25 protein-coding genes are annotated in these 21249 nt (G+C 41.6%); 5 read left to right on the top strand and 20 right to left on the bottom strand.

Annotated features, from left to right (window positions below; genetic code table 11):
- Positions 1-15: 15 nt before the first annotated feature.
- From HMPREF9124_RS06320 to HMPREF9124_RS06295, 7 genes are all read right to left on the bottom strand, one after another.
- Entirely contained in the window at positions 16-321 is a 306-nt protein-coding gene (locus HMPREF9124_RS06320) for a hypothetical protein (protein WP_242821565.1), read from the bottom strand.
- A 76-nt stretch (positions 322-397) separates the two neighbouring features.
- Positions 398-1051 (bottom strand): TrmH family RNA methyltransferase, encoded by a 654-nt coding sequence (locus HMPREF9124_RS06315; RefSeq protein ID WP_009429240.1) that lies wholly within the window; start codon positions 1049-1051, stop codon positions 398-400.
- Positions 1052-1304: 253 nt separating this feature from the next.
- Complete coding sequence (locus tag HMPREF9124_RS06310) at positions 1305-3359, bottom strand: NAD(+) synthase (protein ID WP_009428384.1); 2055 nt, start codon at positions 3357-3359, stop codon at positions 1305-1307.
- A 48-nt stretch (positions 3360-3407) separates the two neighbouring features.
- Entirely contained in the window at positions 3408-3692 is a 285-nt protein-coding gene (locus tag HMPREF9124_RS12315) for a hypothetical protein (protein WP_009428158.1), read from the bottom strand.
- 29 nt (positions 3693-3721) lie between these two features.
- Entirely contained in the window at positions 3722-3892 is a 171-nt protein-coding gene (locus tag HMPREF9124_RS12310) for a hypothetical protein (protein WP_009427782.1), read from the bottom strand.
- 39 nt (positions 3893-3931) lie between these two features.
- Positions 3932-5557, bottom strand: a complete 1626-nt coding sequence (gene groL / locus HMPREF9124_RS06300) for a chaperonin GroEL (RefSeq protein ID WP_009429671.1) — start codon at positions 5555-5557, stop codon at positions 3932-3934.
- A gap of 50 nt (positions 5558-5607) precedes the next feature.
- The gene (locus tag HMPREF9124_RS06295; protein WP_009429015.1) at positions 5608-5895 is read right to left on the bottom strand and encodes a co-chaperone GroES; all 288 of its coding nucleotides are present in this window, start codon (positions 5893-5895) and stop codon (positions 5608-5610) included.
- Positions 5896-6200: 305 nt separating this feature from the next.
- Here HMPREF9124_RS06295 and HMPREF9124_RS06290 point away from each other — a divergent pair, with 305 nt between their 5' ends.
- A complete protein-coding gene (locus HMPREF9124_RS06290; RefSeq protein ID WP_009427861.1) occupies positions 6201-6593 on the top strand; it encodes a hypothetical protein in 393 nt (130 codons plus the stop codon).
- Between the two features lie 187 nt (positions 6594-6780).
- Complete coding sequence (locus HMPREF9124_RS06285; protein WP_036597688.1) at positions 6781-7167, top strand: hypothetical protein; 387 nt, start codon at positions 6781-6783, stop codon at positions 7165-7167.
- 147 nt (positions 7168-7314) lie between these two features.
- Here HMPREF9124_RS06285 and HMPREF9124_RS06280 read toward each other — a convergent pair whose 3' ends face one another.
- From HMPREF9124_RS06280 to HMPREF9124_RS06250, 7 genes are all read right to left on the bottom strand, one after another.
- On the bottom strand, positions 7315-8508 hold the full coding sequence (locus HMPREF9124_RS06280; RefSeq protein WP_009428869.1) for an LL-diaminopimelate aminotransferase: 1194 nt from the start codon (positions 8506-8508) through the stop codon (positions 7315-7317).
- 149 nt (positions 8509-8657) lie between these two features.
- Positions 8658-9137 (bottom strand): S-ribosylhomocysteine lyase, encoded by a 480-nt coding sequence (locus HMPREF9124_RS06275; protein ID WP_009428268.1) that lies wholly within the window; start codon positions 9135-9137, stop codon positions 8658-8660.
- A 150-nt stretch (positions 9138-9287) separates the two neighbouring features.
- Positions 9288-9647, bottom strand: coding sequence for a hypothetical protein (locus HMPREF9124_RS06270; protein ID WP_009427821.1), 360 nt, complete (start codon positions 9645-9647; stop codon positions 9288-9290).
- A 33-nt stretch (positions 9648-9680) separates the two neighbouring features.
- A complete protein-coding gene (locus HMPREF9124_RS06265) occupies positions 9681-11372 on the bottom strand; it encodes a glutamine--tRNA ligase/YqeY domain fusion protein (protein ID WP_009429923.1) in 1692 nt (563 codons plus the stop codon).
- A 228-nt stretch (positions 11373-11600) separates the two neighbouring features.
- On the bottom strand, positions 11601-12734 hold the full coding sequence (locus HMPREF9124_RS06260) for a M14 family zinc carboxypeptidase (protein WP_009428852.1): 1134 nt from the start codon (positions 12732-12734) through the stop codon (positions 11601-11603).
- A 68-nt stretch (positions 12735-12802) separates the two neighbouring features.
- Positions 12803-13498 carry an LrgB family protein gene (locus HMPREF9124_RS06255; protein ID WP_009428538.1) on the bottom strand — a complete coding sequence of 232 codons (696 nt, stop codon included), beginning with the start codon at positions 13496-13498 and terminating at the stop codon, positions 12803-12805.
- Positions 13495-13860, bottom strand: a complete 366-nt coding sequence (locus HMPREF9124_RS06250) for a CidA/LrgA family protein (protein WP_009428174.1) — start codon at positions 13858-13860, stop codon at positions 13495-13497. Before HMPREF9124_RS06250 ends, HMPREF9124_RS06255 begins: the two co-directional genes overlap by 4 nt.
- A gap of 236 nt (positions 13861-14096) precedes the next feature.
- Here HMPREF9124_RS06250 and HMPREF9124_RS06245 point away from each other — a divergent pair, with 236 nt between their 5' ends.
- Positions 14097-14615 carry a folate family ECF transporter S component gene (locus tag HMPREF9124_RS06245; RefSeq protein WP_009427807.1) on the top strand — a complete coding sequence of 173 codons (519 nt, stop codon included), beginning with the start codon at positions 14097-14099 and terminating at the stop codon, positions 14613-14615.
- Positions 14612-15904 carry a bifunctional folylpolyglutamate synthase/dihydrofolate synthase gene (locus tag HMPREF9124_RS06240; RefSeq protein ID WP_009428513.1) on the top strand — a complete coding sequence of 431 codons (1293 nt, stop codon included), beginning with the start codon at positions 14612-14614 and terminating at the stop codon, positions 15902-15904. Before HMPREF9124_RS06245 ends, HMPREF9124_RS06240 begins: the two co-directional genes overlap by 4 nt.
- A 7-nt stretch (positions 15905-15911) precedes the next feature.
- Here the strand turns inward: HMPREF9124_RS06240 and HMPREF9124_RS06235 are convergent, their stop codons facing one another.
- Complete coding sequence (locus HMPREF9124_RS06235; RefSeq protein WP_009428772.1) at positions 15912-16445, bottom strand: hypothetical protein; 534 nt, start codon at positions 16443-16445, stop codon at positions 15912-15914.
- 251 nt (positions 16446-16696) lie between these two features.
- On the opposite strand from HMPREF9124_RS06235, the gene HMPREF9124_RS06230 reads away from it, so the two are divergent.
- Entirely contained in the window at positions 16697-17272 is a 576-nt protein-coding gene (locus tag HMPREF9124_RS06230; RefSeq protein ID WP_036597685.1) for a xanthine phosphoribosyltransferase, read from the top strand.
- 134 nt (positions 17273-17406) lie between these two features.
- Here the strand turns inward: HMPREF9124_RS06230 and HMPREF9124_RS06225 are convergent, their stop codons facing one another.
- The 5 genes from HMPREF9124_RS06225 to HMPREF9124_RS06205 are packed head-to-tail and all read right to left on the bottom strand — an operon-like array spanning position 17407 to position 21239.
- Positions 17407-17589, bottom strand: coding sequence for a hypothetical protein (locus tag HMPREF9124_RS06225; RefSeq protein WP_036597682.1), 183 nt, complete (start codon positions 17587-17589; stop codon positions 17407-17409).
- A 1-nt stretch (position 17590) separates the two neighbouring features.
- Positions 17591-19771 (bottom strand): zinc ribbon domain-containing protein, encoded by a 2181-nt coding sequence (locus HMPREF9124_RS06220; RefSeq protein WP_009428570.1) that lies wholly within the window; start codon positions 19769-19771, stop codon positions 17591-17593.
- 14 nt (positions 19772-19785) lie between these two features.
- Positions 19786-20418, bottom strand: a complete 633-nt coding sequence (locus tag HMPREF9124_RS06215) for a DUF421 domain-containing protein (protein ID WP_009428248.1) — start codon at positions 20416-20418, stop codon at positions 19786-19788.
- Positions 20415-20870, bottom strand: coding sequence for a DUF3290 family protein (locus tag HMPREF9124_RS06210; protein WP_009429937.1), 456 nt, complete (start codon positions 20868-20870; stop codon positions 20415-20417). Before HMPREF9124_RS06210 ends, HMPREF9124_RS06215 begins: the two co-directional genes overlap by 4 nt.
- The gene (locus tag HMPREF9124_RS06205; RefSeq protein WP_009429138.1) at positions 20871-21239 is read right to left on the bottom strand and encodes a RidA family protein; all 369 of its coding nucleotides are present in this window, start codon (positions 21237-21239) and stop codon (positions 20871-20873) included.
- Between the last annotated feature and the right edge of the window lie 10 nt (positions 21240-21249).

The following is a 21249-nucleotide window of genomic DNA, read 5'->3' as shown; positions in this document are numbered from 1 at the left end:
CTTCCTTTCTTAGGACTAAGTCCAAAGGCTAATGCCGGAAACCACACTGAGTATAAGTAAGACCAGCGCTATCACAAGTTGTATATATTTTCTCTTTCCCTCTTCCATTCTTCGCTCTATAAAAACAAAGATTCGAAGAACAAAAGCAAAGAAAAAGATAAAGGGGAAAAGAACCATGTTTTCATCCGGATTACCGAGCGCCATAACCGACATGATAAAAATAATCAAGGCTATGACTCCATACAATATATCTATTTTATGATTGGGAACCTTTCCTCTTGATCTGCCAATCATCTGTAACCACCCCCATAGTTCTATCATTCCTTTTTTCCATGAGGTATCACAACTGTTATCAATAACACTCATTCCAATCAAAAAAGGATTCCGTTTTTATTCTTTACTGTCTTTGTCTGTAAACCTCATACATAAGAATACTTGCTGTCGTCGCTACATTCAAAGATTCAATCTGTCCCTGCATGGGAATACGTATGAGCTGATCGGAAAGCTTAGTCAAACTCTCCGAAAGGCCATTTCCTTCATTGCCGAACATAAAAGCGGAAGGGCAACGAAAGTCTTCCTGATAAAACACATTTTCCCCCGAAAGATGCATGGCATATATGCGTACAGCTCGTTTTTTCAACATTTTGCAAATGCTCTCCAAGTCCTCATGTATACTGAAAGAAACACGAAAGAGAGAACCCATGGTAGAACGAACCGCCTTAGGACTAAAAATATCCGTGCACGTTTTATTCATAAAGATATGCGATATCCCGGCAGCCTCTGCCGTCCGAAAAATAGTTCCCAAATTCCCCGGATCCTGGATATCCTCCAAAATAAGATAAAAATCTCCTTCCGGCTCTTCTCGTTTCGGAATGGCAATTTTAGCAAGGATTCCCTGCTGACTTTCGGTTGTCGAAATACTTTCCATCGCTTTTTTACTGAGAAGAAAAACCCGTTCATCTTCTTTTACTAAGCCGTGCGGCAAGTTTCCTTCATAGCTTTCGGAAATAAAAATTTGTACAAGAGAAGAAAGAGGCAAATCCCTTAACAAGCGTTCTCCCTCTCCTATAAAAAAGCCTTTCTCTCTTCTTTTTTCCCTTTTTTACTGAGTTCTCGAATTTCTTTGAGTAGTGCATTTGCCGGTGAATCAATTCTATGCATTCAGCCCTTACCTATCCTTCTTAACTCGAAAGGAGGACCGGAAAAGATCCTCACCATGAACAAGAAGTATAACAAAAATTTGGCTTTACGTCTATAAGCTATGCTTAATTTCCTCCGAACCCGGACAAAGCTCAATTTTACAACTATAAGCTATGCTCAATTTCCTCCAGTTCCAAAAGCCAAACTCGTGATGAAGCATCGCTCGCCTGTCTTAAATCACCTCGAGGAGATAATGCAATTCTTCCGATTTTGGGACCGTCCGGCATACAGGAACGTTTAAACTGTTGCGAAAAGAATCTTCTATAGAAAACTTTCAAGCACTGAAGAATTTCCTTCGGAGAAAAGGTTTTCTTCTCCTCTCTCTTATAATACTGCATATTTTCATCCGAAAAAGCATGGCAGGCAAGGAAAAAGAGTTTCTTTGCCGAAAAGCCGTATCGTAAATGCATATAGAGGAAGAAATCATGCAAAACATAAGGCCCCAAAATTTCTTCCGTCTTCTGCTTTATCTCGCCTTTTTCATCCGGAGGCAAAAGCTCGGGACTGACCGGAACCTGAATAATTTCTTCCACAATCTTTTTTAGAGCCCCGACTTTTTCTCTATCCATGCTATCTTCTACCGCGTCTTCTCTTTCCTTAACAAAGGACCTCAGGACAAGTGGAATAACGGTCTTTGGCACATCACAGTTCACATTGTACATCGACATATGATCCGCATTGTATGTGGAAAATCCCAGCGCCGATTCCGACAAATCTCCCGTACCCACAAGAAGAGCGCCCTCCTTATTGGCCAAATCCATTAGAATTTGTGTCCGCTCTCTGGCCTGTGCATTTTCATAAACGACGTCGCGCATTGTTTCATCATAGGAAATATCTTTAAAATGCTGCAGTACCGCATCTTCAATGGATATTTCTCTCAATTCCGTTCCGAGGAGCCTCGCGCATTCCAAAGCATTGTTACGAGTGAGCTTGCTCGTTCCGAAGGAAGGCATGGTAATCGTTAAAATGTGATCTAAATCATATCCCATAAGTCGAAAACACTCTACACAGACAAAAAGGGCCAAGGTAGAATCCAGACCGCCGCTTAAGCCTAATATAACCTTCTTTGCGCCGATATGATTTAGTCTTTTCTTAAGGCCCTGCACCTGAATGCTGAGAATCTCTTCCCCTCTCTCATAGTCTTTTCCGGAAAGCGGAGGAAGAAACGGCATAGGATGAATAAAGCGCTTTAAAGAAATCTTCTTTTTCCGCTTTTCCGAAGAGAAGGGGGCCGAAACTCCCTGTGCTTCATAGTCTGCTTTATAAAGAGGAAACGAAACCTGTATTGCGGAATCTTCTGTCGTCTCAAAAGTATTTTGCTTTATCCGCTCCTGCCATAAGACGGAAAGATCTATGTCGCTATAAATCATTCCCTCATAAAAACGAGGAGACTCGGATAGAATCTTTCCATTTTCCGCAATCATACTGTGTGCGGAAAAGACCATATCCTGTGTGGACTCGGATGGACCGGCACTGGTGTAGATATAAGCATTATGTAAGCATCCGCTGGAATGCTGTACTAAAGCTCTTCGACTGTCATTTTTCCGAATCAAAGCATCGGAAGCCGTAGTATTGGCAATGACCGTAGCTCCCATCAGACAATGCGTAACCGAGGGAGGATTCGGAACCCACAGATCTTCACAGATTTCCACGGCCAGCCTGAAACGCGCCTCATTTTCCGCCGTAAAATGAAGATGCATCCCGAAGGGAGTCCATTCCTCTTCCTTCCCAAGAAAATCGGGAATCCACTCCACCTCTTCCCTTCCTTCCTGAAAATAGCGTTCTTCATAGAATTCACTGTGGTTCGGAAGATGTTTTTTCGGAACAATTCCGAGGATTTTTCCTTTCTGCATTGCAAACGCGGTATTATACAGCTTTCCGCGTAAAACAAAGGGATAACCGAAAACAAACAAAACCGGACTGTCTGCAGTCTTCTCGGCAAAAATTCCGACTGCCTCCGCACAGGCTTTTTGTAAGCTTTCCTGTAAGAGCAGATCGTGAGCCGTATAGCCTGAAACGGCAAGCTCCGGATAGACCAAAAGAGAGACAGACTGCTTTTCTGCCTCTTTCGCCCATTTAAGCATCTCTTCCACATTATAAAAAGGGTCCGCCACGCTGACCTTCGGGCTGACCGAAGCCACTCTCACAAAATCATTCATGCTATACTCCTACTCCTCTTTTCTTTCTCTTTCGGGGAAAATAAAGTTTTAAAGCCATTTATCACGGGAATACAAACGCATTTCCTTAATCAACTTTTCCGGACAATCTAAAATATACGCCGTCTTCTTTCCTTCCTGCTCTACTAGGTAAAAGTAGTGTTGATTCTCTCCAAACCCCGCCAAATCCAGAACGGAAATCCCCTCTCTCTTATATCGATCAAGGGTTTCCGGGCTCCACTTCCGAATTTCCAGAAGCTCTTCTTTCGTCACACTGAGTAGTTTTTTTCGACTGCTTTTATGAAATACGATATCCACACTCAGCTCTCCCGCCATATAAAGGTACTCATATTCTTTATCGCTTCTTATCCGTATATAATACGATATAGGAAGTAAAAAACAAAGAATATAATGGGAAGAGACAATAAAGAAAGAATAAACATGAAAAGAAAGGGGAGAGCTATTGCCACTCCCCTTTCCATGTATTCTTTCGTTCCTCTTTTTCCCTTGACCAGATGCTCAATATAGTTCTCCATGGGAAAATCTCCTTCTATTGTGCGAACACGAAAGCTTATTTACATCATTCCGCCCATTCCGCCCGGAACTTGAGGCATAGGCGGCTGCGGCTCCTTGATGTCCGCTACTACCGACTCGGTAGTAAGGAGAGATGCGGCAACCGAAGCGGCATTCTGTAAAGCCGTTCTGGCAACCTTGGCAGGATCAATGATACCGGCATCCATCATGTTAACATACTCTTCCTTATAGGCATCAAAACCGAAGTTCTGCTTGCTTTCCTTGACTTTGTTCACAATTACGGCACCTTCCAGTCCGGCATTGTAAGCAATGGTATACATCGGTGCTTCCAGAGCCTTTAAGACAATCTTTGCACCGGTCTTCTCATCTCCGTCAAGCTTATCTACTACTTTCTCTACAGCAGCCTGCGCATGGATATAAGCGGATCCGCCTCCGGCAATAACTCCTTCTTCTACAGCCGCTCTTGTAGCATTTAAAGCATCTTCCATACGAAGCTTTGCTTCCTTCATCTCGGTTTCGGTTGCTGCTCCTACACGGATAACAGCCACACCGCCGGAAAGCTTAGCGAGTCTTTCCTGTAACTTCTCTTTATCAAAATCGGATGTCGTCGCCTCAATCTGTCCTCTAATCTGGGCAATTCTGTCGCTAATCTCTTTCTTCTTTCCTAAACCTTCTACAAGAGTGGTTTTATCTTTACTTACCTTAACGGACTTTGCTCTACCGCACTGCTCAATCGTAGCATCCTTTAAGTCTAAGCCGACTTCTTCGGAAATTACTTCACCGCCGGTTAAGATGGCAATATCTTTCAGCATTTCCTTTCTTCTGTCGCCATAACCCGGAGCCTTTACGGCAACCACATTGAAAGTACCTCTTAACTTGTTGACAATCAAGGTGGTTAACGCCTCACCCTCGATATCTTCCGCAATAATCAGAAGCTTGGCGCCGGTCTTTACAACCTGCTCAAGGAGCGGAAGAATATCCTGTATGTTGGAAATCTTCTTATCGGTAATCAAAATGTACGGATCGTCCAAATTGGCTTCCATCTTCTCCATATCGGTACTCATGTATGCACTGATATAGCCGCGGTCAAATTCCATACCTTCTACAAGGTCAAGCTCGGTCTGCATGGTCTTGGACTCTTCAATGGTAATCACGCCGTCCTTCGATACCTTCTCCATAGCATCGGCAACCATCTCTCCCACTGCACTGTCTCCTGCGGAAATGCCGGCAACCTTTGCAATCTGATCCTTTCCCTTTACCTTGGAGCTCTGCTTCTGAATGCTCTCTACGGCAGCCTCGACCGCCTTCTTAATTCCTTTTCTAAGGATAATGGGATTTGCCCCTGCCTCCAGATTCTTTAAACCTTCAGTGACAATAGCCTGCGCTAAAACCGTTGCGGTCGTGGTTCCGTCTCCGGCTACATCATTGGTCTTGGATGCCACTTCACGAACCAGCTGAGCGCCCATATTCTCATACGGATCCTTTAAATCAATTTCCTTGGCAATGGAAACACCGTCGTTCGTGATAAGTGGTGATCCGAAGGACTTATCGAGAACTACATTTCTTCCCTTTGGTCCCAAAGTTACTTTCACAGTGTTGGCAACGGCGTCCACACCGGCTGCCAATGCCTTTCTTGCTTCTACTCCATATTTAATTTCCTTAGCCATATAACCCTCCTTGTACGGAAAAACCTGTCTATGTTGTTATCCTTATTCTACTATTCTACAATTGCCAGAATATCGCTCTGCTTTACTACAGTATACTTCTTTCCCTCTAATTCCACCTCTGTACCTGCATAGCGAGAAAAGAGAACATGCTGCCCTTTCTTTACCTGCATCGTAATATCCTTACCGTCAACCACTCCGCCCGGGCCTACAGCCACAACAACCGCCTGTCCCGGCTTTTCCTTATCATCCTGTCCCGGAAGAACGATTCCGCTCTTCGTAGTTTCTTCCATCTTTTCTTTTTCCAAAACAACTTTATCAAATAAGGGAACTAATTTCATTTCTTACCTCCTCGCAAATCTGCATAATATGCAATCACGCATTTCTTTAAACAACAATAGGCATTATAATCCGCCTTATTAGCAGTGTCAAGTATCGAGTGCTAAAATGATTGTGAAGTTTTGGTGAACAGTTTCTCCCAAAATATAAATGGCTTTTTCTTACAAATAAATGAATTTTTGCTGAAAATGAAAAGAAAACTTTATTGTAAAATAAATATTTCTAAGTATAATTAAGAATGCAGCAGACGAATTGCCTTAATTTTGAGGAAAGTCGTTGTAAAATATTACTTTGGAGGTTCAGTTTTATGAAGAAGAATATTCTTATTGCAGGAATCATTGCTATGCTTTCCACTGCAACTGTAATGCCGGCTTTTGCCGAGGGTAAGGCTGTAGCATGGGGCGGCTCAACTACAGACGCAACAGAATCAAATGGTCACTGGGTTACCAACAGCGACGGTTCTTGGTCCTTCATCAGCAATGAGACCGGAAGACCCATTATCGGTTGGGTTGTTTATAAGCGTCAGTGGTACTATATGGCTGATAACGGTCATATGGTAGGCGGTTGGGTAAAGCTTGGATTTGACTGGTACTATTTCTCTCCCAATGCTGTAGAGAATCAGCCGACAGGCTCTCTCTATATGAACAAGCTGACTCCGGACGGGTACAGAGTGGATTCCAACGGAAGATGGGTAAACTAATCGGTTCATTCTGATTTTTCGTGTCACTTCAAGATCGTGAAAGACCGGCGGGAACTTTCCCCCGGTCTTTTGTTCAGAATGAAGATTCTTTGCGGTATCGATGATTTCTTATTCATAAAACTATTTTGCATAAAATGTGCAATATTTCATTTCCTATTTTTTCGTTAAGGAGGCTGCTTATGAAAAAATGATAGTCTTAATCGGATGGGCTTTTCTCTTATCCGTTACAGCAGCACTTCCGTGCTTTGCAGAAGAAAATAACACAGTTGGCTATGGCGGATCTACCACTACTGCGCCGGATTCTTATGGACACTGGGTTCTGAGCAGAGACGGATCTTGGTCATTTATCAGTAATGACACGGGTTCTCCCATGTACGGTTGGATTGTAAGCAAGCATCAGTGGTATTATATTGCCGCAAACGGTCGTATGGTTATCGGATGGCAAAAGATTAACTATGAAACTTATTATTTTTCTGAGAAGTCTGTTGAAAATCAACCTCTTGGTTCTCTTTATATGAATAAATTTACGCCTGACAATTATCGAGTCGATTCCAAAGGAATCCGGGCAGATTGATTCCTGAAAAAAAGATTGGATATGTTTCATTCCTAAAAATACAAGTTCCAACGAGATATCGCACGCTTTGCGCACAATACTCGTTATGAAAAAAAGACCGATAATCCGGCAAGTGTCGATTTATCGGTCTTTTCAAATTCCGGTATTTTATCTTCCTAAAAGTGTCTTTAATCTCTTCATGGCTTCTTTGGTCTTTTCATGTGTGGAAAAGGCCGTCAAGCGGAAAAATCCCTCTCCTGCCTCTCCGAAACCGGCTCCGGGAGTTCCGACGACATAAACTTCATTCAAAAGTTTGTCAAAGAAAGACCAAGAATCCATTCCATCCGGACATTTCATCCAAACATAGGGAGAGTTCTTTCCTCCTGTGTAATAAATCCCTAAAGAGTCCAGCGTAGCCATAATCGTCTTGGCATTTTCTTTATAATACTGAATATTCTCCAGAATTTCCTTTTCGCCTTGCTCTGTAAACACGGCAGCGGCAGCTTTTTGCACAATATAGGAGACTCCATTAAACTTCGTAGTCTGTCTTCTCAGCCACATTTTTCGGAGAGACTGCCCGGAAAAGACAAGCTTATCCGGCACCACGGTATAGCCGCACCTCGTTCCGGTAAACCCGGCTTTCTTAGAGAAAGAACAAAACTCAATCGCGCATTCCTTTGCTCCGGGAATCTCATAAATAGAATGCGGCAAATCTCCCTCCACAAAGCACTCATAAGCCGCATCAAAAAGAATCACGGCATTCTGCGCCTTTGCATAATTCACCCATGCTGCAAGTCCGACCCTGTCATACACTGCTCCGGTCGGATTATTCGGAGAGCAAAGGTAAATCAAATCAGCCTTTACGGAAGGATCCGGCATAGGCAAAAATCCGTTTTCCTCTCCTGCACGAGCATAAAGAATCGTATTTCCCTGCATAATATTCGTATCCACATAGACGGGATAGACCGGATCCGTAACCAAAGCGGTAATTCCCCTGTCAAAAAGATCCAAAATATTTCCTAAATCGGATTTTGCTCCATCGGAAATAAAAATTTCTTCTTTTTCCAAACAAACCGAAAAACGCTTGTAATAGGATTGAATTTCTTCTCTCAAGAAATCATATCCCTGTTCCGGTCCATAACCGTGAAAGCTTTCCGCTATACCCATTTCATCAGAAGCCGCTTTCAAGGCTTTCACTACCTCCCTCGGAAGAGGCCGAGTTACATCGCCTATCCCCATACGGATCAGTTGTGAAGCCTTGTCCTGATTCTTCTCCTGCCATTCCCGGATACGTTTGGCAATTTCTGCAAAAAGGTAACTTTCCTTTACCTCTTGATAATGATGATTCACTTTCATTCCCATTTTTAGTCCTCTATACTAACAACTCCGGTAAAACAAATCGTACCGGAATCCAAACGAGATATCGCACGCCTTACATACGATACTCGTTATGAACAAGATGTCTCATGCTTCGCCTGCGCCACTTGTTATGAATTAAAGCACACCTACCTTTATGCAGGGTAATGTGTATTGTCATAGGAGAGATGTTGCAATACATCCTGACAATATTTTTTACTCCACCATTTTGCGACCGGAAGATTCATATCTCGAAAATTTCCGCAGTCGTGCTCTGTAGCACCGGGAATTTCTCCCTCAAAATCGGAAATAAACGAAAAACAGGATAGCAAAAGTTCCTGAATGTCTCGACTTTCCAAATCTCCTTTTAAAAGAAGGTAGAAGCCGGTACGACAGCCCATTGGTCCAAAGTACAGGATTCTCTCCTTCCACTCCGCATCATTTCTTAAGAAAGTCGCCGCAAGATGCTCTATCGCATGCATGGGCGCCGTTTCCATCGCAGGCTCTACATTCGGTCTGGTAAATCGCAAATCGAAGCTTGTAACCGTTTCCTCCCCTACCTTATCTTTTCTGGATACGTAAACTCCAGGAAGAAGATGAATATGATCCACTGTAAAACTGGCAATTTTCTCCATACTACACTTCTTCCGTTACAATAAGGCCGCCGTTTTCACCCTGTTCTTCACTCTGCTTGCTTTCAGCTGTTTTCACGCATTCAGAGTTATTCTCCTCAGTACTGTCATCCTGATTCTCATAGAAAAACTCGACATCGACGTCTTCTGAATCTACTGCATCTTCATCATCGGAAAATACCGTTTTTTCTTATCCCAAGCTTCCTTAACTGCTTTATAAGCATCTTTTCCCGCATCTACAGCCAGATTTTTCGTATCAATAGCCAGATTTTTTGCCGCATACCCAAGGTCCTTTGCAACCGTCTTAAAATCCTCCTTTGTTCGAGAATCCTTTAAAATGGTATAAGAACGTTTCGCTGAATCCTTCACTTCCATAGCGGAATCCACAACATCGGTAAAATCCTGATCCACTGCCTCGGAAAACTTCCGATATTTGTAGAGGTAGGATACTACACCGGCAACTGCACCGGTTAATGCAGCCAAAAACACAAATGAACCGAATTTCTTAGCCATAACTTTCCTCCTTATCCCTTCACATCATCCTCTTTAATTCATTTTAAAACTGGATTTCAAAGAAACAATTCTGTTGAAAATAGGATGTCCTTCCGTAGAATCCTTACAATCCACACAGAAATAACCATTTCGAACGAACTGGAAGCTTTCGAGCGGCTCCGCCGATTCCAAAATCTTCTCCAGGTAGCAGTCTTTTACTGTAAGAGAATTCGGGTTAAAATTGAGGCTGCCGTCTTCATTCAACTTTCCTTTTTCCTCATCAATCAATTGCTCATAGAGTCTAACTTCCGCAGTAAAAGCTGTCTTTGCATCTACCCAGTGAATCGTTCCTTTCGCTTTTCTCTCCGTAAAGCCGGAACCGGACTTGGTAGCCGGATCATAAGTACAGTGCACAACTGTGACATTTCCCTCTTCATCACATTCATAAGAAACAGCCTTCACAAAATAAGCTCCCATCAGACGAACTTCATTCTCCATGGTCAGTCTCTTATACTTCTTGGGGGGATCCGGCATAAAGTCATCCCGCTCAATATAAAGCTCTTTCGAAAAATGAACCTCTCTCTCTCCAAGCGCTTCATTTTCCAAATTGTTGGGAATACTGAGCACTTCTCCCTCACCCTCATAATTGTCAATGATTAGCTTAATTGGATCAAGAATCGCCATATAACGCGGTTTCTTAAGCTTCAAATCCTCACGGATACAATACTCTAAAAGGGAATAATCACTGGAAGATTGTGCCTTCGAAATCCCGGAAAGCTTCACAAACTGCGCCAAACTTTCTTTCGTATAGCCTCGTCTTCTCAGTGCCGCAATGGTAACCAGTCTGGGATCATCCCAACCGTCTACGACCTGATCCTCCACAAGCTTCTTAATATATCGCTTTCCTGTCACCACATTGGTAAGATAAAGCTTTGCAAACTCAATCTGTCTCGGCGGATAAGGAAACTCACACTCCTTTACCACCCAGTCATAAAGCGGCCTATGATCTTCAAACTCCAGTGTACAAAGTGAATGGCTGATTCCCTCCACCGCATCCTCTATGGGATGCGCAAAATCATACATGGGATAAATACACCACTCATCCCCCGTATTATGATGGCTCATATGGGAAACGCGATAAAGAATAGGATCACGCATATTGATGTTGGGACTTGCCATATCAATCTTTGCACGAAGCGTCTTCTCTCCGTCCTGATACTTCCCTTCTTTCATCTCGGTAAATAATCGAAGATTTTCTTCAATACTGCGATTACGATAAGGACTCTCCTTACCGGGGGTATTATAGTCTCCGCGATATTCACGAATCTCCTCAGCTGTTAAATCATCTACGAAAGCCTTTCCCTTCTGAATCAAAAAAACAGCCTTTTCATACATGATTGGAAAATAGTCGGACGCAAAAAACATTCTGTTTTCAAAATCGGCCCCCAACCATTCCACATCTTTCCGAATACTTTCCACAAACTCCGTCTTTTCTTTAACCGGATTTGTATCATCAAAACGCAAATTAAAAGTACCGTTATACTCCTTTGCGATACCGTAGTTTAATAAAATGGACTTTGCATGCCCAATATGCAAATAGCCGTTAGGCTCAGGGGGGAAACGGGTTTTGATTTCCTTTACCCTTCCTTCTTTCAAGTCCTCATCAATGAAGTTCTCAATAAAATTCTTGGACTCCGGCTCTGTATTCTTATTCTCTTCCGTAACAGAACGATTCTCCTCAGCCATCTTTTCCTCCTGGTTTCTAATACTGACTGCCTCAGTTTAAAATCAGCCAATAAGGCAACTTATCTTTTAATCAAGGTATTATACCACAAAGAAGAATAAATTATCTATTCATTTCTAGCAAGGAGATATTTTGCTCTGTCCATACAATATTTCGCTCTGTCCATACAATATTTCGCTCTGTCCGGACAAAAATACCAAATCCACGACTCTTTCAATTTATAAAACCTATCAGGAATCCTTGTACTCCAAAAGGAGATCCGGCAACACGCCCCTTTGTCCTGCCCAAATCTTGTCAATCTGTTCTTCCGATACGGGACTGGTTCCGCTTCCGCATTCCACGGTCACGGATGGCACATTAAACTTTCTTTCCATATAGTCTTTAAATCCCCCTGCATAATTTTCACGGTAGGAATTCACCATTCTATAGTTGGAATTTTTCTTTATGATTTCAGCCAGTTTTTTAGCTTCTTCTACATAGGAGCCTTCTCCAAAATACCAGTAAATAACTTCTCCCTGCGTATGATAGCTGATTGTTGCGGAAAAATTTTCCTTTCGTTGTAAATCAGCCAAAGCCTTGGATTCCGCCTCAGATTCTGCAGAACTTCCCTTATACTCATCTTTAGAAGGATAGCCTTTCTTATCCACGGTTTGTTCCCAATTCACATCAAAATTCTTGTTCAGGTTCACACCTCTTAAATTGTTTTTCCAAAGACGGAAATAGGAAGATAAATGAGTCGCATGCTCTTTTTGGGCCATTTCCAGAACGGATTTTCTGAGTTCCTCCGAACCTATCCCGTTTAACCCGTTTTGTACCAGAGAAACACCATCCGGGTTAAGCATAGGGACAAAATGAATGCAAGTATTTTGCAGTAAATGTTTTATGGAGTTTCCTTGATAACTGCTTTCCTTTTTTTCCATTTCCAGCAATGAAGCTAACTCCCGCATAACCACTTTTGTCACGATATACTCTCTGGAATGTATGCTGCCATGCACGAGTATTTTTTTAGGCGCAGACGGATTTCCGACAACAACATGATAGAGTTCTCTTCCGTCTATCGTTTTTCCCAAAGAATCCAAGTGCATAGACGGATAAATTTTCTGCAAAGCCATAAGATCATCGTACATTTCATTATATCCGTATACTCTATAATCCGAAAATCCGTATCCCTGTAATAAAGGAACCGTTTCAGCTGAAACATTTCCACTGAATGCTTCTTCCTGTTCCTTATTTCCTATCATCATTCCCGGACCGGAAGAAACAATTTCCGTATCGTCCAAATCCGGACCATCTGCATATACGGGAGTGGAAAAAAGCAAAGCTGCACATAAAATATAAACCGGTTTACAATATTTTTTTCGCATAATAACCCCTTTTCTTTTTCGTAGTTTAACAAAACGAAAAAGAAAATCCGCTACTTTTTTCTTACAAATTATAAGAATATTGAATAGACTATCGGAACGAGAATAACCGTGAAGATACCGGCAAGTACGATGGACAAGGAAGACATGGCACCTTCAATTTCTCCCATTTCCAGAGCCTTAGCCGTTCCGATGGCATGGGCACTGGTGCCCAAAGCCAAGCCCCTTGCTATCGGATGATGTATCGGCAGTATTTTAAAGACAAAATCCGAAAGAATCCCTCCTATAATCCCCGTGAGAACAATGGAGGCAACCGTTAAATTGACATATCCCGAAATAGATTCGGAAATCCCTAAGCCAATCGCCGTTGTGATAGATTTAGGTAAAAGTGTTGCGATATGTTCTGCGGGAAGTTTAAAAAAGAATCCCATCAAAAGGATGCTTCCCAGAGAACTGATTGTTCCCAGGAGAACCGCACAAAAAACGGCTTTGAAATTATTTTTCAACAAAGAAAACTGCTTATACAGAGGGATAGCGAGACATACCGTCGCAGGAGTCAGAAAATAATTCAAAATATCAGCTCCCTCCAAATAAGAGTCGTACGGAATCTTGAAAGTAAGCAGGATTGCAATAATAATGATTGTGGAGACCAAAAGCGGATTCAACAGTTCCAGCTTAAAGCGAAGCTTAATCTGTACAGCCAGCAAGAAAATAAAAATACTGAGTACAAATCCGAAGTGATCCGCACTGCTTATCAATTGACTCATTTCTTTTCCTCCGATTCTTCTTTTTCCCAATCTTCTTTAGACTCGGTTTTCCGTAATATAAATTCTGCCGAAAGACCGGTAACAGCCATGACCAAAAAAGTGGAAAAAAGAATAATCACCATATACGGAAAGAGGACAGGTAGTAAAAGCTTACTGACGGTCATGGTTCCTACTGCCGCAGGCAAAAACATAATGCTCATGGTTTCCAATAAAAAATTTCCTGCCTGCTCAACCTCGTCCAGACGAATGATTCCTCTCATGAGGAAGATAAGCATTAGAATAAGCCCGTATACACCGGCAGGAACCGGCAGGGGCAAAGACGCGTTTAAGATTTCACCGACAAAGGTGAAAAAATAATCCATAAAACTTCTCGAATCAATTTCATACTGATTCCCTCCTGATTAAACTGGTTTAGTTTATTCGCAATCTTCCATTTTTACAAGAGAAAAAAGAGAGTACTTCGTTTTATACAAAAAAGAGAATACTCCATTTTATACAATATTATTTTATCCCAAATAAAACGGCTAGTCCTTTACAAAAGACTTTCCCTACGCTACTATGCTTTCAGATTAAACTATGCCCCGGGAGGGAGAAATTTATGACTGTCAAGAATTGGAAAACCAAAAAGTTAATCAGCTTGTCCATGCTCATTGCCTTACAGATTATTCTGACCAGAATGTTTTCTATCAATGCCTGGAATATTCGTATCGGCTTCGGATTCGTGCCAATGCTCTTCGCCATTCTTTACTTCGGTACAGTAGAAGGCATTCTTGTTGCATCTTTATCCGACGTTCTGGGAAGTCTTTTTCTCTCTTCTTATCCTTATTTTCCGGGTTACACTTTTTCCCTGGCTCTCTCCGCTTTGATTTTCGGTCTGATTTTCAAGCACGGAAAAGGCAGATTGCAAATATTTTTTGCGGTTGTACTCACACAGCTTATCTGTAGTCTCTTATTGAACAGTTTGTGGATTTCCATCAATACCGGTTCTGCACTGCTCCCCATTATGCTCAGCCGATTGGTTCAGGTAGGAATCAATGGAACCATGCAATTTTTAACCATTCACTTTATGATTTTTGTCTTAGAGAAAAGATTTCCGATGCAGGAGTTTACATCATGACACGAGAAGAAAGCAGAAAGGCACTGTGCGGTAGTACAGATCCGATTCCGGAAAGAAGCGATTTACAACCGCTAAGAGTACTTTTACAGCGTCTCGGCAATCCTGAAAAATCACTTCGTATTATTCATATTGCAGGCAGTAACGGAAAAGGCTCGGTAGCTGTGAGCCTGCAGAATATACTGACTCTCGCTGGGTACAAAACCGGTCTTCACACTTCTCCGCACCTGGAGAGCATGAATGAACGCTTTACGATAGACGGTGTACAAATCAGCGATGCCGATTATCTACGTCTGAGTAACTTGATTCGGAAAGAACTTCCTCTTTTGCCTTCTATGCCAAACGAGTTTGATCTGCTGACCGCTCTTGCTTTTCTTTATTTTAAAGAGCAAAATGTAGATTTTTTGATTTTAGAAGTTGGCCTCGGCGGTCGACTGGACGGCACCAATGTAATTGAAAAAAAGCTGCTCAGTATTATTTGCCATATCGGTTTGGAGCATACGGCCATTCTCGGAAACAGCCTTTCCGAAATAGCTCAGGAAAAGGGCGGAATCATCCTGGACGGAACCCCTACCGTCTTAATGCAGCAGTCGGATGAAGTGATGCAGGTTATTCGAAAAATTGCTAAAGAAAAGAATTCCAAGCTTATCTTAAGCAATAGTCGGTTTCTGCATTCCTACCCTTTTTATTTGGATAACGGTTATCAATATTTTACATACAAAGATAGAAAAGAATATGCCTTGTCACTCTTAGGCGACTATCAATTGGACAATGCCATGGTCGTCTGCGAAGCGGTTGATTATTTGAAAAGTATCGGTTTTCGCATTCCTGAAGATGCCGTTAAATTAGGGCTGTATACAACGGAATGGAAGGGGCGCTTTGAAGTACTGAAAAAGAATCCGCTTATTGTACTGGACGGAGCACACAATCCCCAGGCAATCACTGCAGTTGTACGCTCCGTGGAAATGCTTTTTCCAAAGTATAAAAAAAGAGTTTTCTTCTCTGTTATGCAAGATAAAAACTATACGGAGATGCTTCGTATACTAAAGAATAACAGTTTAAGTTTTACCTTCTTCCAAGTCGATTCTGTCAGAGGGATGGACGCTTGCGCCCTTAAGGAACTATGGGAAAAGGAATTTGACGGAGAAATCCACCTCGCGAAAAGCTTGGAAGATGGTCTTCAGTGGAATTTTGAAAATTTAAGAAATGAGGAGGGAAAAGCGCTTCTCCTCTGTGTCGGATCTCTTTATCAGGTTAGCGGAATACGAAGGTATTGTAGGGAGAATCTATAATTTCTCCCTACTCTTCTTCCTCGTCCTCTACATAGATGGAATCAAAGTAACCCGCCTTGGTATAAGCCTCTTCTTCCTCATCCAGCGCGGCAATGTATGGAAAATTTTTCGGGCTGTAATGCTCCCTTTCTATATCCTTTACATAGAACAGGTATAAAACATCTTCATTGAGTTCCATAGAAGGTATTTTTCTTTGAAACATACTTAGAATCTCCCAGCAGGATAAAGCATCCTCATAGTCCAATTCTAAAGTCAGATAATGGTTCTCGCGTTTATAGTAGCCACGAACCGTTGCTCCGACCGTATTTTCGCCGAAGCTTTCCATAAAAGCTAAAAGCAGCTCCTCTTCTTCGATATTTTTTCCGTCCTCCAAGTATGCATCCGGATCTTCAATCAAAATATTTACTTTCGAAAAAGAAAAGTCCTTCAGTTGAATAAAGTCCATAAGATTTAAAAATGCTGTGTTACATTCCACATTGTTGCGCTTTGCAAATTCCTCCAAGACCGCGTCATAGCCTCCCGGCAAATGTATTTTTTCCATTGTTAACTCCTTTTTTCAATAAAACAAAGATATTTTTCTTTTCGACTCGTTTAACTCTTTCTTTTTTCCTTATTTTGCTTTAGGATAAAGAAAACTTTTTAAAATTATTTTTTAGTATGAGACTAAAAAAGTACAAAGTTGCTTTTGTATCGTTAAATGGGATAGCTTCTGTCCTATATTCGATACTTCGTTAAGGTTTTACTATACTTATCTGCTGTAAACAAGTGCTTTTTGAAAGGATGGCCAGGAAAATGAAGTTATTGGAAGAGCGAATCAAAGAAGACGGACAGGTACGCCCCGGAAATATTCTGAAGGTAGACAGCTTCTTAAATCATCAGTTGGATATTTCTCTCTTAGAACAGCTGGGAAATGAGTTCTATGAAAAATTCAAAGATAAGGGGATTACCAGAATTCTGACAATTGAAGCTTCCGGAATTGCACTGGCTTGCCTGGCAGCACAGCACTTTAAAGTTCCGGTTGTTTTTGCCAAAAAAGCAAAAAGCAAAAACTTGGATGGAGAGCTTTATACTTCTACAGTTCATTCCTTCACCTACGGAAAAGACTTTACCGTCACTCTTGCCAAAAAGTTCTTATCTGAAGATGATACCGTTTTATTGATAGATGATTTTTTGGCGGTCGGAAAGGCCATGCGCGGCCTGATTGACATCTGCAATCAGGCGGATGCCAAGATTGCCGGTATCGGTATCGCTGTCGAAAAGGGATTCCAGTCCGGTGGAAAAGAACTCAGGGAAGCCGGATATGATGTATACAGCTTGGCCATTATTGACGAAATGACGGATGACGGATCGATCACGTTCCGTTCATAAGAGATTTCATCAAGCCATTTTGTCCCATAATCCCGGTATAACAAGATGTCTCGGGCTTTGCCTCGAAACTACTTAAGAATGACAAAAAACCGTAACTAAAGAATTTCTTAAAACGTCTTTAGTCACGGTTTTTCTCATTCATTCTCTTCCGTTTTTTGCTCAAGAACACTTTTACCCGTTCGTTCTTCGTCTTCTTTATTTTTCTTAATCATGGCATCCAGTCTCATCCACATGATTTTATATAAAACAATGGTTAAGACAACGATGAATAGAAAAGAAATCAGCAAAAAGGGAAGCAACAGCTCTTTGTTTATCATCTTATGAATGCCTTTCTCCCAAAACAAAGCTAAAGCTTGTAATCACACCGTCCTTGTTCTGTACAATTTCCTGCAAATAAAGATTCGGCAGGAAAGAAACAGCATCTTTCGCCGTAATAATCGGTAAATTTTCATCCAGATAACGCATAAGTGCTGACTTAGAAAGCACAATTTCCGTTTCATAGGCCACCTCTCCGCTGGGGCGTCCATTCTTCTTATGATAGTAGACTTTGGCAGAAAAGAGGTAATGATTTCCGTCCGTTTTTCTGTCTTTACTCACAATGGCCAAGATACTATCTGGGTGCTCCTTATAGAGGCTTTCCGCATTAAATGAACGATTTCCGTTCTCATCAAAATACACACCTTCACCATTCTGTTGATTTTTCAGCATTTCACCGTTTTCGTCTACATAGTAACGATTTTCAATCCATGCATCGCGAATCATATGACCTTGCTCATCAAAATAATAGCTCTTACCGTCTAAATCCAGACATCCCGTATGCATCTTACCATTCTCGTCCAAATAGTATTTTTCTCCGTCCAGCTCAAGGAATCCGGTCTGCATTATACCCTGTTCATCGAAATAATAGTATGATCCGTCAATCAAGGTCCAGCCTATTGCTTTATCCCCATTTTCATCTATATATTCTTTTCCCTTTTCCGAATCCACAAATGAGGAAAGATGATACTTCTCTTTATCCAGGTCAACGGTGAATTCTTTAATAGTCAATTCTCCCTTTGCCCCGTCAGAAGCCACGGCATATGCCATAAGAGAATATTTGCCGTTTCTGCTGATGGAAATCGGGCCGGTATACTCTTCCTGCAGAATTTCGTCCTTACCGCCGGATAAACTGTAAAGAATTTTATTCGAGCTACTTTCCAAGTTGATTTCCAAACTATCGTGGTATAAGTCTTCCGTAATATTACTGCTCACTTTCGGATCCATGGCTTTTAAGGTTTTCTGAATCTCTTCATTTTCCGGAAAACGTTTCGCTCCTTCCATCAGGCAAGCAACCGCTTCTTCATGTTTCCCCTCCTTAGACAAGGCATCAGAAAGCAGTAAATAATATCTCTCATCCACCTGAAAACTTTCCTTATCCTTCTCCAAGCTTTCAGCGGCCTCGCTGTATTGTTTTGCCTGTAGCAGATTTTCCCCTTTTTTGAGAAACGAATCATATCGAACTTTTGTGGAATTTAAGTAATTAATTCCCGTGAAGCCCAAAACTGCAACAGCAACCGTTGCCGCTACAATTTTCTTGCTGGGCATGCTTGCCTTCAATTCTTTCATGGATGTCGGCGGAATGGCGGAGTTCTCGCGAAAATCATCGGGATCATCCGGAATTTCTCCAAAAAATTCTTTTTCTTCCTGCTTATCTTGAATTTTATAAATTAGAGCATCGGAATCTTCTTCCTCTGTGTTCGATTCTTCCCCTTCTTCCGGTACTTCTTCCTCCATCTTTCCTTCAAAAGCTTCATCTTCCGCTTCTACAGATTTCTCTTCCGCTTCATCCGCAGCTTCATCTGTAGCTTCATCTGTAGCTTCATCCGCAACTTCTTCTGTAGCTTCTGTTAATTCTATTTCTTCAGTTTTTTCAGTCTCTTCTATATCTTCAGTATTTTCAGTATCTTCAGTATTTTCCGTTTCTTCTACTGCATCTTTGATATCTTCAGTTTCCTCTGCAGCTTCAGTCTCTTCTACCGCCTCTTCCTTTTCTTCTGCTGTTTCCGCTTCGTTTTCTTCTGTATCGGATTCTTCATCCTCTATTTGCGAATTCTTCTCAGCATCCGAATCAAGGCTGTTCTCAAGAGTTTGCTCTTCTTCGGTATCACTTACTTCCGATTGCTCCTCTTCATGAACTTGCCTCATCAGGTTTGACGCCTCAACAGCTTGAATTTCTACAATATCTTCCTCTAAAACTGCATTTTCTTCTCGTTCCATTTCATCCTCTGAGGTAGACAATCCCTCCTCAGAATGACTGGTAACTTCGACTTTTTCCTCTTGTTCCAATTCTTCCTGATATTCTATGGCTTGACGAAGAAACTCCGGTTCCTCCGTGCCTTTTTCTTTTTTCTGCAAGTCTGACACAGAAAAAGGGGTGAAGCTTACATCCAATAATAAGCCGCAATTCGGACAGAACCTTTGCTTCTCATCCACTTCCGTCCCACAAAACTTACACTTCATCCTTCTCCTCCTGCCTAGTATTTCACCAAATTCAAATTGCCATTTTCATATTCAGCAAGAAAAACATCCGAAATGTTCTCCACATCCTGTTCCTTCAGCTTTTCCATGAGCCAATCTTCCGTCTTATCGATGCTGTCCAACGCTTGTAATTGAATGGTTCCATCAGTAATAAGCGGAAAACGCGGATTCTCTTCCTCGGACTGAACAATAATCAACTGCCCATTTTGTTCGAGCACTGCCTGTTTCACCGTTTTAATGCTATAAATTCCATTACTTCTTAATTTAAACATAACTTCATGTGCGGTAAGTCCTGCTGTTCTGCAGGCTTCCGTATCCAATTTCCCTCTGGAAATCAGAACTACCGGTTTTCCGTCAATCGCTACCTTAAAGAAAGAACTGTTTGTCTTTAACCATCTCATGCTTAATACCAAACAGATCCAGATTAATAAAATAATAAGGTACTGTAATATTCCAATACTGCTATTGTAAATTACACCACCTATAATCCCACCTAAAACATAATTCTGTACCGCATCAATAGCAGATGAAGGCGCCAAATTTCCTTTTCCAGTAATATTGATTACGATAATTAAACTAATCAGACCTAAGGCCAGCTTAATAGCAATATTCACATAAGATAAAATCATGATGTTGACTCCGCATCTATTATTTCAATTTGGGGATTATAAATTTCCATATTCTCCAAAAGAATCTTCCCATCCGTATAAATAACTCTGAAGAAACGATTCTCCGGAACTCGGATGATTGCACCGTCCCGGGCAGCCTGTGTATTAATGACAATCTCCTCTTTCGGAATAGCCAAGGTTTCCGATAACTCTTCTATCAGTCTAAGCGCTGTTCCATATCCGTCATCCACAGCCTTATGTTCCTGTGCCTCGTTAATCCTGATTCCGACTAAAATAAGCACCAAAAACAAAGCAATCAGAGCAAGCTCTCTGTATTTGCTTTGTTTCTTTTCTTTATAATATTTAAAAACTCCGAACAGCAAGACAGAGGTAGCTAAAACAATCAGTACAATTTGTACCCAGTTAGTTACCTCAATTCTGCTTAATAAATAATTATAGGTATAGAACTTCATTTATATTTCTGCAATCGCCTCTATCTCACAAAGTACGTTCTTTGGGAGAGTCTTTACCGCTACGCAGGAACGAGCCGGCTTGGAAGTAAAATACTTCTCATAAACACCGTTAAAGGTAGCAAAATCAGCCATATCCGCTAAAAAGCAAGTGGTCTTCACAACCTTTGTAATGTCACTTCCACCCGCTTCCAAAATCGCCTTCACATTCTTACAGCTCTGCTCTGCCTGTGATGTAATATCACCGGGGATTTCTCCGTTCTCAGGATTTACCGGAATTTGCCCGGAGGTAATAAGTAGATTTCCTACCACAAATCCCTGAGAATAAGGTCCGATAGCAGCCGGTGCATTGCTTGTAGAAACAACTTTCATATTCCTCTCC

Source organism: Oribacterium sp. oral taxon 108 str. F0425 (assembly GCF_000214455.1).
Taxonomy (GTDB): Bacteria; Bacillota; Clostridia; order Lachnospirales; family Lachnospiraceae; genus Oribacterium; species Oribacterium asaccharolyticum.
Note: the sequence above shows the minus strand (reverse complement) of the source record. Positions and strands in the feature narration are given on the sequence as shown.